Raw genomic sequence first — 13,567 nt, 5'->3', positions numbered from 1 at the left:
TTGACGGAAAGAGAATAGCCTTTGATATCTGTCCTTTCAATCTTCTGCTCAATCACTATGCAGAAACCTTTGGAAAGGCCTATGATAAAAATGGAAAACTTGCCAGAAAAGGCAAAGTACTGCCCAAAGTATTAAAAGCCCTGAACAAACTTCCCTTCTATCAAAAAGAAGGAGCCAAATCCCTGGGCAGGGAAGACTTGGATGATTACCTCAAAATCCTTGAATTGAGTGGGGAATACAAGCCTGAGAATATCCTGCATACTTTGGTGGTCCATTATGTGGAGCAGATCAGAAAAGTACTTCACCCCATTCCAGGGAAAAAGCCTTCTATTCTGATCACCGGAGGAGGCGCATATAATGTTTTTTTTATGGAAATACTCCAAATGGAATTGACTGAAAATTTTGAAATCGTCGCTCTTGACAATACTTTAATCAATTTTAAGGAAGTTTTGTTGTTCGCATTTTTAGGGGTTTTGAAAATGAGAGGGGAGGTCAATTGTCTGGCATCTGTAACAGGGGCATCTCGGGACAATAGCGGGGGAACTACTTTTGGACTATAGGAGGTCGCTGCTAAAAAAGTCAAGAATATTTCTATTTTTGCCTCTTATAAACCCAAAAATTAACATGAAAGAATTACTCAAAAAATTTGAGAACCAACAGCCTGAGATTGTTTTTGAATGGAGTGACAGTGAATCCGAAGCTGAAGGCTGGGTGGTCATCAATTCGCTCAGGGGCGGCGCTGCCGGAGGTGGAACCAGGATGCGCAAAGGCCTTGACAAAAGAGAAGTGGAATCCCTTGCCAAAACCATGGAAGTGAAATTCACCGTTTCAGGTCCCTCTATCGGTGGCGCTAAGTCAGGAATCAATTTTGATCCAAGTGACCCAAGAAAAGACGAGGTGCTTAAACGCTGGTACAGGGCGGTATTACCCCTACTGAAAAACTATTATGGCACTGGTGGAGACCTGAACATAGACGAAATTCATGAAGTAATCCCAATTACCGAATCTTATGGATTGTGGCACCCACAGGAAGGTGTCGTCAACGGCCATTTTCATGCAACCGAGCCTGAAAAAATCAGAAAAATCGGTCAGTTGCGCCAAGGCGTTTCCAAAGTATTGGAAGATCCACTATACACACCCAATGGCCTCAAGAAATATAAAGTTGCTGATATGATCACGGGCTTTGGAGTAGCAGAAGCGGTCAGGCATTATTACAAAATTTGGGGAGGTAAAATCAAGGGAAAAAGGGCAGTAATCCAAGGTTGGGGCAATGTAGGGGCGGCTGCAGCCTGTTTCCTGGCAGTAGAAGGTGTCAAAATTGTCGGAATCATAGATAGAGAAGGAGGATTGATCAATGAGGATGGTTTTTCTATTGATGAAATCAGGGAACTTTTTATCAAGAGAGATGGAAACAAACTGGTTGCGGATAATTTACTTTCCTTTGAGGAAATCAATGGACGCGTCTGGGACCTGAAAAGTGAAATATTTATACCTGCTGCTGCATCAAGATTGATTGATAAAAATCAGGCAGAGAGAATGGTCCTTTCAGGATTGGAAGTCATCAGTTGTGGTGCCAATGTACCTTTTGCTGATCCGGAAATATTTTTCGGACCTATCGGCTTATGGGTAGATGAGAAAATCTCCCTTATTCCGGATTTTATTGCCAACTGCGGTATGGCGAGGGTATTTGCTTACCTCATGTCCGACCATGTTGTCCTGACCGATGAGGCTATTTTTTCTGATGTCAGCAAAACAATTTCTGAAGCCCTGAAAACAACTTTCAAAAAAAATCCCGGTAAAACAGGACTGGCAATGACCTCTTTGGAAATAGCCTTAAAGCAACTTGTATAATCATATTACCAATCATCAGCCAAGAGGGATTAAATTAAAATAATTCCTCTTATGCCTGATTTTTTATATAGTGCTTTTCATTCAAAAATAGTAGTTTAGCAAATGCAAAATTGGAGTTTATAATTTGAATTGATTTGATTCATAGGTTTTCTGAAACCGCCTCTGTAAAGAAAAAGCCCTTAACTTTAATTGAATGAAGAATTTTATTCCTGTTTTTGTACTGATTTTTGGGATGTTGTATTTTTCAGGTATCCCACAAGTCTATGCCCAAGCAGAACCTCAGACAGAAGAAGTAGATCAGGAAGGCGATAGTGATCCGGTAAGAAGTGTAGCAGGACATATTCATGATGATGCCCGGGAACACCATGAGATTGCCCCCCTTTGGCTGGTCATTCCTTTTGTTGTCCTTTTGTTGATGATTGCAACAGGACCTTTATTCTATGAACATTTCTGGCACCATAATTATCCTAAGATTGCTGTTGGGCTTGCGGTTTTAGTGGTCTTTTATTATTTGTTTATTTTACATAACGTACATGGGCCTGTTCATGCCATGGCGGAATATGTGCAGTTTATAGCACTTTTGGCTTCACTTTATATTGCATCTGGGGGTATTTTGATACAGGTGGACAAAAAAGCCACCCCAATGGCAAACGTCTCACTATTACTGATCGGAGCGCTCATCTCCAACCTGATCGGTACTACAGGAGCTTCAATGCTTCTCATCAGACCTTTTATAAGGTTGAACAAAGGGAATATTCAATCTTACCATATCATTTTCTTTATTTTTATGGTAAGCAACATAGGTGGTTCCCTGACTCCAATCGGAGACCCACCACTGTTTCTGGGATTCTTAAAAGGTGTCCCCTTCTTCTGGACTTTGGAATACAACTGGCCCGCTTGGATATTGGCATTGGCTATATTGGCGGTAATCTTTTATTTTATCGACAAAAAATTGGGTAAAGCCAATGAAGAAGATCTCGAAGATGCCACCTATACCAATAAGTATGCTTTGATAGGATCCAGAAATTTTTTGTGGCTTATGGTTATCATTGGCTCTGTTTTCCTTGACCCCAATGTGATTGACTGGGTTCCTGCCATCCGTTATGATGGACAAAAGTTTTCATTTATCAGGGAAATCATCATGTTATCAGTGGCTTACCTAAGCTTTAGATTTGCAGACCAAAAAGCCCTCAAGGGCAATGAATTCAACTTTGAACCTATCAGGGAAGTGGCATTCATATTCATCGGAATATTCGGTACCATGATGCCTGCACTGGAACTTGTCGGTAATTTTGCCAAGTCTCCCGAAGGTGCTGCTATCATTACCCACAACACTTTATATTGGGGTACCGGTATTCTATCCGGATTTTTGGACAATGCACCTACATACCTGAATTTCGTCGCTGCTGCTATGGCTTCTCAAGGTGCTGAAATCAATAACATCGAAAGTGTCAGGAATTTTGCCCTTGACAATTACGATGATTCTGCTTTTGAATTGATGGCGATTTCAATAGCCGCTGTATTCTTTGGTGCCATGACCTATATCGGAAATGGGCCCAATTTCATGGTCAAATCCATAGCCGAGCAGAGTGGTATCAAAATGCCTTCGTTTTTTGGTTATGTCATCAGGTTTTCCATCCCTATATTATTGCCGGTGCTGATCATTACCTGGCTAGTGTTCTTTGCATTTGTGTAAAAAATTAGTAATAATTTATAGAAGCATTGATCAGCATTTTATTGGGTTTGAGAAAAACAACTTTCTGCATCGTCTCAACCACATAATTGTCAGGCTTACCGGTCAGATACTGGTTATAAATAGTTCCTTTGGTTTCAGTATTGTAAAAGAGGTTTTCAGATTTGGCAACAAAGGAGAGGCTCCTTACTTCTTTTCCTTCAAAATTGACTACAATCTTCTGAATTTTACCTTTCTCACCCGGTTTAAGTTCGTGAATAATGACCTTTTCACTTCTTTTGGTTTCATAGGAACCGGCCAAACTGGGCATGTTGATATCCGCTTGAATAAAAAACTCAAATTCTTTTAACCATCCTTCTGTATCCAAAGTCTTTTGGATCTTTTCTTTTTCCCCATTGACAGTTATTTCTTTCGATACGCTTTTCCCATCAAGCTGAATTGCCTGTACTTCAAAATAATCTTTCAGTGGAAAACACACATCTTCCAATTCACTTGAATTTCTGTCACTCACCGAACATCCACTGATTATAACTATGGATAACAGCAGAATATAATATTTCATTGATTCAATAATTTTTGAGTTGGCCCTAAATAACAAAGAATCCAATTCCTAAACGGATTGAATTCTTTGTCTGCAAATGTAGTATTTATTACATTAAAATATCCCCTGTCATCTCAGATGGAATAGGTACTCCCATAAGGGTAAGGATAGTGGGTGCAAGATCACCTAATTTCCCATCCTTGATTTCAAATCTGTCTTTGTCATCCACCAGGATACAAGGCACAAGGTTGGTGGTATGGGCGGTGTTGGGACTCCCGTCTTCATTGATCATCATGTCACTGTTGCCGTGGTCAGCTATCACTATTGTAGTATAGCCGCTTATCAAAGCTTGCTCAATAACTTGTTTAGCACATTGATCCACTGTTTCACAAGCCTTGACAGCGGCTTCAAACACACCGGTGTGCCCTACCATATCAGGATTCGCAAAGTTGAGACAAACAAAGTCAACTTCATTTTTCCTTAGTTCGGTCTTGATTTTGTCCGCTATTTCAAAGGCACTCATTTCAGGCTTGAGATCATAGGTAGCCACTTTTGGTGAAGGACACAGAATCCTGCTTTCTCCTTCAAATTCCCTCTCCCTGCCCCCTGAAAAAAAGAAGGTTACATGGGGGTATTTCTCAGTTTCCGCAATCCTGATCTGTTTTTTTCCATTGCGGGCCAGGACCTCTCCCAATGTATTGTTCAGATTATCCTTTTCAAAAAGTACCTTGATTCCATTGAAAGTATCGTCATAACTGCTGAAAGTAATATAATTCAGACTGAGTTTTTTCATGCCGAAATCCTCAAAATCAGTCTGCGTCAAAACTTGGGAGATTTCCCTTCCCCTATCAGTTCTGAAATTAAAACAAATTACCACATCTCCATTTTCAATTTTGGCCAATGGGCTTCCTTTATCATCTACTTGGATAATCGGCCTTATAAATTCATCTGTCACGCCATTACTGTATGATTTGACAATGGAAGCAATAATATCTTTGGATCTCTCCCCTTCTCCATGAACCAAGGCATCATAGGCCAACTTGACCCTTTCCCACCTTTTGTCCCTGTCCATTGCATAATACCTTCCGACAACTGAAGCTATCCTGCCCACCGAATGCTGAAAATGCTCATTCAGTTCGGTCAGGTAATGGAGGCCACTTTTGGGGTCAGTATCCCTGCCGTCTGTAAAAGCGTGGACAAATACTTGGGAAAGTCCATGGAATTTGGCCGCATCACAAAGTCCTTTGAGATGATCAATATGGGAATGCACTCCACCATCGGATACCAAACCAATGAAATGGACTTTTTTGTCATCCGCTTTTGCATAGGCAAAGGCATCCCCAAGAACAGGATGATGATTTAAATCGCCGTCAATTACTGCTTTATTGATCCTGACAAGGTCCTGATAGACTACTCTACCTGCACCTATATTCATGTGGCCTACCTCAGAATTGCCCATCTGTCCTACCGGAAGACCCACCGCAAGCCCTGAAGCTTCCAATTTTGAATGGGGATATTTTTTGTAAAGGCTATCCATGAAAGGAGTTTTGGCTTTGTCGATAGCTGAAACTTCGGGATTGTTTGCAATGCCCCATCCATCCAATATCATTAAAATTACTTTTTTGTTCATGTTGAATTAAGGGTTATAAAAATCAGTAATATTCCTAATTGAACCGTAAAAATGATTATTCTTTCCTAAGGGCACAAAATTCCAGCTAGATTAATTTTTATTAATTGGAATTAATTAGGTATGAAATACAGAATTCAGATGACGATTTTTATTTTTTGAAAAAATGAATTTGGGCTCTCGAATTGGCTTAATTTTTGAAGTTAATGAGTACATGAAAAAAATAATTGCCCTTCTGACTTTGAGTTTGATACTTTTTATGCACTCCAATGCAGCCGACAATAGCCCAAGTCTATTCAATCTCACTGATGTCTCCATTTATTTCAAAACAGGCTCCAGTAAAGAACTTGCAAAGTATTTTGACCAGGCCATCAATCTGAATATCAATGGCAATCAAGGTGATTATTCGAAAAATCAGGCAGAATACATTCTTAAGGACTTTTTTATCAAGTATCCTCCCACCGATTTCAGGATATTGCATAAAGGGGGCAGCCCTGGACCGACCACGTTTTTTGTGGGATCCTATATCACCGATTCTGATCAGTTCAGAATATTGATCAAAGGAGCGGACAAAGGCGAATTGATGAGAATATACAGTTTGGAAATTATTAAAATAAGAATTTAAATTACCCCTCATTTTATTTTTTAATTTTGCGGCGTGGAAAACATAGCCTATTTAAATCCGGAAAAAATATACGATTTTATTCAATTGGCCCTAATAGAGGATGTCGGTCCGGGAGACCATTCTTCTTTGGGATCTATACCAAAGGGGAAACAAGGGCAGGCACAACTGATGATCAAACAAGACGGCGTCATTGCAGGACTGCAATTGGCCAAAATGATTTTTAAACAATACGACCCAAGCCTTGAAGTAGAAATTCTATTAAATGATGGGGACAAAGTAACTTCGGGTCAAATAGGATTGAGGGTCAAAGGTTCTGCCGCCTCTATTTTGACCACCGAAAGGCTGGTGCTCAATTGTATGCAACGGATGAGTGGGATCGCTACCAAAACCTCCCAACTCAACCAACTGATCGCCCATACCAAAGCTAAACTGATGGACACCCGCAAAACCACTCCTAATTTCAGGTTGATGGAAAAATGGGCAGTTGTGCTGGGAGGAGGAATGAATCACCGCTTTGCATTGTATGACATGGTCATGCTCAAAGACAACCATATTGATTTTGCCGGGAGCATCCGAAACGCCATTATATCCACCAAAAATTACCTTGCTTCTAAAAACCTGGATTTGAAAATAGAAGTGGAAACAAGAAATCTTGATGAGGTAAAAAAAGTCCTTGAGATCGGGGGAATAGACTATATCATGTTGGACAATATGGATTATCCCACCATGCGGGAAGCTGTTCGCTTGGTAAACGGCAGGTTTCCGTTAGAAGCTTCGGGCGGTATCACAGAAGAAACATTGAAAGATGTAGCTGAATGCGGTGTGGATTATATTTCCGTAGGTGCCCTCACCCATCAGGTAAAAAGTATGGACATCAGTCTAAAGGCTTATTGACCAATTTTTTTCCTTTACTTTTTATTGGAATACCCAAATCAAACTTTTTTTGTTATTTCTGACTACTTCTTTAACAATTAAAAAAGCCTTGGGGCCTTTTGGAAAAAATTTTCCAAAAGGCCCCAAGGCTTTTTTATATTTTAGTTTTTTGATGCAAAATCAGGATAAGCCTGCATGCTGTGTTCGTTGATATCCAATCCTTCCAGTTCCTCTCTTTCATCTACACGGATACCAATGGTTTTTTTCATGGAGAAGAATATCAGCCAACTTGTTGCAAAACAGAAGGCTCCAACTACGGCTATTCCAATCAATTGAGAAAGAACTTGTTGCATTCCTGCAAGATCCCCAAAAAGACCAACTGCCAAAGTTCCCCAAATTCCACCGATCAAGTGGACAGAAATAGCTCCCACTGGGTCATCAATTTTGATCCTGTCAAAAAAGACCACTGCAAAGACCACCAAAGTACCCCCGATAAACCCGATGATGGCAGCCTCTCCTACTCCCATCAGGTCTGCACCTGCGGTTATTCCTACCAATCCTGCAAGAATCCCATTGAGCACCATGGTGATGTCATAAGTCTTGAATTTGAGATAGGAAGCGATCAGGGCGCCAAAAGCACCGGAAGCGCCCGCAATGGCAGTGGTGACGAAAACTCTTGAAACGGTTCCAGGATCAGCAGTCAAAACTGAACCGCCATTGAACCCAAACCAGCCAAACCAAAGCAAAAACACACCAATGGTTGCCATTGGGATATTATGCCCCGGTATTGCTTTCATCCCGGATTCGGTATATTTTCCCAGCCTGGGTCCCAAAAGAAAAGCACCTACAAGCGCTGCCCAACCCCCAACAGAATGGACTATGGTGGATCCTGCAAAGTCATAAAAAGGGATATCCATGGAATCCAGAAATCCCCCTCCCCACTTCCACATACCTACGATGGGATAGCAGATACCTACATAAAGTATAGAGAAAAATATAAAGGGACCCAATTTAACTCTCTCAGCTACAGCCCCGGAAACGATAGTCGCAGCCGTAGCCGCAAACATGGCCTGAAAAATAAAATCTGTAAAAAAGGTGTAACCTTCATTATACGCAAAGGTATCCCAACCTTCCGGTAGCGTAATCCCAATGCCCGCTAATCCAATAAAACTACCTGCAAAATCATCTCCCGGATACATCAGATTGAAACCTATAAAAGCATAGGTCAAAAGTCCAATGGCCGGGATGATCGTATTTTTGAACAGGATGTTAACTGTATTTTTGGCCCGGGTCAGCCCTGCTTCGAGACTGGCAAAGCCCAAATGCATGATAAAGACCAATATAGTGGCCACCATCATCCATAGATTATTGATTGTAAAGATTTCTTGATTCATAGGTTTGATAGGTTAGTATTTCTAATAATATTTTGTTGGATGGAAAAGGTCAGTAATATGAAATTCACTTTTCAATTTCAATAACCTTAACTCATGACCCCTTTCACATCCCGCTTTTTGGTTCTCCGATACTTATAGCAAGCTTTATTTCTTAGCTCTCGCTTCTCGCCTCTCGTATCTTGGTTCTTGGTTCTAAAATCTAATGTCTTATGTCTTATGTCTCACATCTCACATCTCGCTTCTATAAAGCTATCTCCCCGGTATCACTGTTTCGGATCCTGTAGGCTTCCAGCGCTTCGTAGATAAATATCTTTCCATCACCTACCTCACCTGTTTTACCCATTTTGAGTATGCAGTCTATTACAGGCTCCACCAATTCCTCCACAGTCACTATTTCGAGTTTGGTTCTTGGAATATAGGTTGGTTCATAAGCGACCCCTCTGTAGGTCTGTTGCCTGGCATGTTCCATACCCATGCCCTTGACCTCATAGAAGGTGAGAAACTTCACACCCAAACCTGAGACACAGGTATAGATCTCTTCAAATTTGGATGTTCTAATGATTGCTTCGATTTTTTTCATTTTTTTCAATTTAAGTGGCGATTTATTAGAAAAGCAGTGCTAATGTAAAAGAAAAAGTAATAATAAAGTATTTCATGATTAATTTTAAACCTGTTTTTATGAATTTTTACATTATTTTTAATTTATAGGCATATTTTTTACCCAATTTAAATTTTTTTAATGCCAATTTGATACTAAATGGATGTTATTAAAGCCCGTTTTTTAAAAAATTAACTTTTATAGCGCAGATCATCCTTTTTGAAATAATACTTGCTCTCGCTTTGTATCCATTTTGAAACCAGTAATTTTGAAGGCTAATTAAAAATGACTTTATGGAAATCAAACCAACACTTTTGGTACTTGCTGCAGGAATGGGCAGCAGATATGGTGGAAACAAACAGATCGATGGATTTGGTCCCAGTGGAGAGACCATCTTGGAATATTCGATATATGATGCCATCAGGGCAGGGTTCGGAAAAGTCGTGCTGATCGTAAGAGAAGAAATTCTTGAAATGACCAAGGACCTTTTGATGCCCAAATTGAAAGGAAAGATTGAAGTTGACTTTGTGCTTCAGACCCTCAACAGTTTTGTTCCCGAACAATACCAACATCCGGACAGGGTAAAACCATATGGCACTGCCCATGCCGTATTATGCGCCAAGGATGCCATAGCCGAACCTTTTGCTGTCATCAATGCTGATGATTTTTATGGCAAAGAGGCTTTTGAGGTAGTCGGGAAATTCCTGACCAACGGCGTACAGCCCAATCTACACTCCATGGTAGGCTATGCCATCCAAAATGTATTGTCCGAACACGGAACTGTCAGCCGGGGAGTCTGTAGTATGAATGACGCCAATCAGCTTATCGGAATGATAGAAAGGACATCCATCGCAAGGGAAGGGAAAAAAATTGTTGCCAAAGGCGATGCAGAAGTGATCGAGATCAAAGAAGGAACTCCCGTCTCTATGAATTTCTGGGGATTCCATCAGGCTGTTTTCTCAGATATTGAGGAAATGTTTACTGAATTCCTCCCGGCAAATCAGAAAAACCTCAAATCCGAATTCTATATTCCCACACTAGCCAATAATCTGATACAATCAGGAAAGGCTGCTTTTGAAATCCTGGAAGGCGGTAGAACATGGTTTGGAGTTACTTATACTGAAGATAAACCTATTGTGATCGATTCTTTGAAAAAAATGCATGATTCGGGAGAGTATCCGGATAATCTTTGGGGAGTTTCACAGTCGCAGTTTTTCAGCGGGCAGTCGCAGTAGGCAGTGGGCAGTTTCAGTAACCAGTCGCAGTGGGCAGTTGCAGTTTTTCAGTAGGCAGTCGAAGTAGGCAGTGGACAGCTGTTCAGTCGCAGTGGACAGCTGTTCAGTCGCAATTAACAGTTGTAAACCGAACACACACTGTGCCTACTGAATACTGATCACTGCACTTACAAACTTCCTACTGGAAACTGAATATCGGAGAAACTGCTTACTGAACACTGTAAACTGAAATTGAATACTGATCACTAGACACTGCCTACTGAACACACTGAACACTGATTACTGCCTACTGATCACTGGACACTGCCTACTGAACACTGATTACTGCCTACTGATCACTGATCACTGAATTTTGGACAATACCTCAAAGGCCTCATCCCCTGGCCTTGGGGCATTGACGTCGATGATTTTGTTGTCTTTTCCTATAATCAGGTAGCGGGGAATTCCCCACACTTTAAAGTATTGCATGATCTCCGCCTGAAAGCCTTTTCCTGCAAAAAGATGGGTTCCCCTCATGGGATTTTTGCTCAGGTAATTTCTCCAAGGCTCCTCTTTTTCATCAATGGAAATGTACATCAGAACCACATCTTCCCTTTCCCTCAGCTTCGTTTCAAATTCAGGCGTTTTGGTCCTGAAGGTGTTGATACAGGGGCCGCACCAACTCGCCCAAAGGTCAAGATATATGATCTTATCTTTGAAATCTGCCAGTTTTACCTGATTCCCCTCCAGATCAACGAAAGAGAAATTTTCCACTTCCGCTCCTGCTCTTAGTTTTTCTATCGAAACCAGACCTTTTTCCAGATTACTATAATAAGCAGATTGTGGATAATCACGCTTAAATTCCGCTACTTGGCTTTTGTTTTTATCATAACCACCACTCAGCATCATCATGTCGTTCTGTATCAAGGCTGCCATAAACATTTCCTTTTTTGGCCCATCCATTTCCTGGACAAAAGCAGCTACTTGTTCATTGGGCATACCAAAAGGAATTCCCAATACAGCATGAACACTCATCATCATGGACCTTGCCAGGTCGTCTGACAGTTCCAGAATAGAGGTTTCAAGACCGGTTTCCCCGAAATACTTTTCGAGAAAAATTACCTTTTCAGAAGCATCCAACTCCTGCCCTCTATCCAGATAAAGATCACTCAATTGCACCAACATCGTATTGGTAAAAATCCTGGCATCTTTCTTTTCAGAAGCTTCCAGACCGGCTGAATTATCCTCTAAATATACCTCAAGCTCCTTTTTGATCTGCCTGACAAAAGTGATATAATCTTCAGATGGGGGGAGTTCATCGACATCATACAAGACAGCAGCGACTTTTCCATAAAGATCATTTTGGACGTAATTTTCAAGTCCGTTCATATAATCCAGATAAGCCTGGGTAGGTGCTTGCCCATAAGAATTGACACCAATTAGGACACATATTAAAAACAGGAATAAGGATTTTTTCATCATAGGTATAGTACTCATTTATGCGATAAGGGTTTGATTTTACAATTAAACTTAAATTTTAAAATTAGGAATCCATTTTAGATTTATTGCTATTTTTGAAAATATAGACTCTACTATTTCGCAACTAACCTCTAAACCCATGAAAAAATTGTTCTTTTCCACTACACCCTTTCTCCAGGATCTGGGATTGGCCATCCTGAGGATTTCTACTTCACTAATGCTGGTCCCACATGGCTGGGGCAAAATAGAAAACTTCAGTGAAAGGTTGACCACGTTCAGGGATCCTATAGGACTGGGTTCTGCTTTATCCTTACAATTGGTCATATTTGCTGAATTCTTTTGTGCGATTTTACTTGCGCTTGGCTTTCTTTCCAGGTTGTCACTGATACCTTTGATCATCAACATGACTGTGATCGTTTTTGTTGTACATGCAGGTAAACCATTATCTGATAAAGAGACGGCACTACTGTATTTGGTCATATTTGTGTTCCTGATGTTTTCCGGGCCGGGAAAATATTCTGTTGATGCACAGATCAAAAAAAACAGGCCCTATTGATTCCAATCTCCAATCTCTCCATCCCGTACCAGAAAAAAACGGCTTTCAGCCTCTATCCCCGCCAAAATTCCTTTTGACCTTTCGGGCCTTGCATCGGAAATGAACAACTGTCCGAACCTGTGGTCAGCCACCAGGTTCATCAGTTTCTCAATCCTTTTGTCATCCAATTTGTCAAAAATATCGTCGAGCAATAAAATCGGTTTGGTTTTTTTATGGGTCAAAAATATCTGAAACTGCGCCAGCTTCAGGGCAATCACAAATGATTTCTGTTGGCCTTGCGAACCGAATTTTTTTATGGGATATCCGGCGATTTCAAATACAAAATCGTCTTTATGGACACCCATATTGGTCCTTTTCAAGAAAAAGTCCTTTTGGGCACCGGCCATGAATTCTTTTTCGAAGTCGGCATCCAGACATTCTGTTTCATAAGACACCCCGATCTCTTCCTGATTATCCGAGATGATATTGTAAAATTCCATCAAAATGGGATAATACTCTTCGAGAAAGGATTTCCGAACAGCGGCTATTTTTTTGGAAAGATTGATAATCTCCCTATCGTAAGGCTCAATAAAAGAACGGTCCCAACGGCCTTTATCTGCAAACTGCTTGATCAGTGCATTTCTTTGTTTCAGAAAATGCTGATACCTGACCAACTGATCCAAATACTGCTTATCCATCTGACAGAGCATATTGTCAAAAAACCTCCGCCGCTCCTCACTGCCATCTTTGATCAGCCCGGTATCATCAGGCGCAATCATCACCACCGGAAGCAAGCCCACGTGGTCACTCATTTTTTCAATGGCTTTCCCGTTTTGTAGAAGCTGCTTTTTTTTCCCGGATTCAAAAATACAGCGTACCTCTATTTCCTTTCCTTCCAGGTCAAAATCCCCAAAAACCGTAAAAAATTCTTTGTCATGCAGGATATTGAGCAAGTCCACGCCATTGATGGCGCTTTTGGTCAGACAAAGGTAATGTATGGCGTCCAACAGGTTGGTTTTACCACTTCCATTGATGCCTACAAAACAATTGATTTCGCTGGAAAACTGTATATCGGCCTTCTGATAATTCTTAAATTGTTGCAGCCGGATATTTTTCAGGTACATGTTGCCTAATCTG

The 13,567-nt window shown here is 40.8% G+C and carries 13 protein-coding genes; 7 read left to right on the top strand and 6 right to left on the bottom strand.

Annotated features, from left to right (window positions below; all coding sequences use genetic code 11):
• The 3 genes from ACEW8O_RS24670 to ACEW8O_RS24660 all read left to right on the top strand — a co-directional run.
• Positions 1-560 (top strand): anhydro-N-acetylmuramic acid kinase (locus tag ACEW8O_RS24670; protein ID WP_373497295.1); only part of this gene is annotated, 560 nt, incomplete at its 5' end.
• A gap of 64 nt (positions 561-624) precedes the next feature.
• Positions 625-1,851, top strand: coding sequence for a Glu/Leu/Phe/Val dehydrogenase dimerization domain-containing protein (locus tag ACEW8O_RS24665; RefSeq protein ID WP_373497294.1), 1,227 nt, complete (start codon positions 625-627; stop codon positions 1,849-1,851).
• A gap of 193 nt (positions 1,852-2,044) precedes the next feature.
• Positions 2,045-3,547 (top strand): sodium:proton antiporter, encoded by a 1,503-nt coding sequence (locus tag ACEW8O_RS24660; protein ID WP_373497293.1) that lies wholly within the window; start codon positions 2,045-2,047, stop codon positions 3,545-3,547.
• 4 nt (positions 3,548-3,551) lie between these two features.
• Here the strand turns inward: ACEW8O_RS24660 and ACEW8O_RS24655 are convergent, their stop codons facing one another.
• Together ACEW8O_RS24655 and gpmI are read right to left on the bottom strand one after the other, a co-directional pair.
• Complete coding sequence (locus ACEW8O_RS24655) at positions 3,552-4,106, bottom strand: hypothetical protein (RefSeq protein WP_373497292.1); 555 nt, start codon at positions 4,104-4,106, stop codon at positions 3,552-3,554.
• 88 nt (positions 4,107-4,194) lie between these two features.
• A complete protein-coding gene (gene gpmI, locus ACEW8O_RS24650; protein ID WP_373497291.1) occupies positions 4,195-5,715 on the bottom strand; it encodes a 2,3-bisphosphoglycerate-independent phosphoglycerate mutase in 1,521 nt (506 codons plus the stop codon).
• A 211-nt stretch (positions 5,716-5,926) separates the two neighbouring features.
• On the opposite strand from gpmI, the gene ACEW8O_RS24645 reads away from it, so the two are divergent.
• Complete coding sequence (locus ACEW8O_RS24645) at positions 5,927-6,337, top strand: DUF4783 domain-containing protein (protein ID WP_373497290.1); 411 nt, start codon at positions 5,927-5,929, stop codon at positions 6,335-6,337.
• Between the two features lie 33 nt (positions 6,338-6,370).
• The gene (nadC, locus tag ACEW8O_RS24640; protein WP_373497289.1) at positions 6,371-7,231 is read left to right on the top strand and encodes a carboxylating nicotinate-nucleotide diphosphorylase; all 861 of its coding nucleotides are present in this window, start codon (positions 6,371-6,373) and stop codon (positions 7,229-7,231) included.
• 140 nt (positions 7,232-7,371) lie between these two features.
• Here the strand turns inward: nadC and ACEW8O_RS24635 are convergent, their stop codons facing one another.
• Together ACEW8O_RS24635 and ACEW8O_RS24630 are read right to left on the bottom strand one after the other, a co-directional pair.
• Positions 7,372-8,604 (bottom strand): ammonium transporter, encoded by a 1,233-nt coding sequence (locus ACEW8O_RS24635; RefSeq protein WP_373497288.1) that lies wholly within the window; start codon positions 8,602-8,604, stop codon positions 7,372-7,374.
• A 241-nt stretch (positions 8,605-8,845) separates the two neighbouring features.
• The gene (locus ACEW8O_RS24630) at positions 8,846-9,184 is read right to left on the bottom strand and encodes a P-II family nitrogen regulator (RefSeq protein WP_373497287.1); all 339 of its coding nucleotides are present in this window, start codon (positions 9,182-9,184) and stop codon (positions 8,846-8,848) included.
• A gap of 311 nt (positions 9,185-9,495) precedes the next feature.
• Between ACEW8O_RS24630 and ACEW8O_RS24625 the strand changes: the two genes are divergently transcribed.
• Complete coding sequence (locus ACEW8O_RS24625; protein ID WP_373497286.1) at positions 9,496-10,437, top strand: NDP-sugar synthase; 942 nt, start codon at positions 9,496-9,498, stop codon at positions 10,435-10,437.
• Between the two features lie 342 nt (positions 10,438-10,779).
• Here ACEW8O_RS24625 and ACEW8O_RS24620 read toward each other — a convergent pair whose 3' ends face one another.
• A complete protein-coding gene (locus ACEW8O_RS24620) occupies positions 10,780-11,913 on the bottom strand; it encodes a TlpA family protein disulfide reductase (RefSeq protein WP_373497285.1) in 1,134 nt (377 codons plus the stop codon).
• Between the two features lie 121 nt (positions 11,914-12,034).
• On the opposite strand from ACEW8O_RS24620, the gene ACEW8O_RS24615 reads away from it, so the two are divergent.
• Positions 12,035-12,451: a DoxX family protein gene (locus ACEW8O_RS24615; protein WP_373497284.1), complete on the top strand. Its 417-nt coding sequence runs from the start codon at positions 12,035-12,037 to the stop codon at positions 12,449-12,451.
• On the opposite strand, the gene recF is transcribed toward ACEW8O_RS24615, so the two are convergent.
• Positions 12,445-13,554 carry a DNA replication/repair protein RecF gene (gene recF / locus ACEW8O_RS24610; RefSeq protein WP_373497283.1) on the bottom strand — a complete coding sequence of 370 codons (1,110 nt, stop codon included), beginning with the start codon at positions 13,552-13,554 and terminating at the stop codon, positions 12,445-12,447. The two genes, ACEW8O_RS24615 and recF, sit on opposite strands and share 7 nt — an antisense overlap.
• Between the last annotated feature and the right edge of the window lie 13 nt (positions 13,555-13,567).

The sequence above is a fragment of the Aquiflexum sp. genome, assembly GCF_041749095.1.
Taxonomy (GTDB): Bacteria; Bacteroidota; Bacteroidia; order Cytophagales; family Cyclobacteriaceae; genus Aquiflexum.
This window is presented reverse-complemented; position numbering and strand designations above follow the sequence as displayed.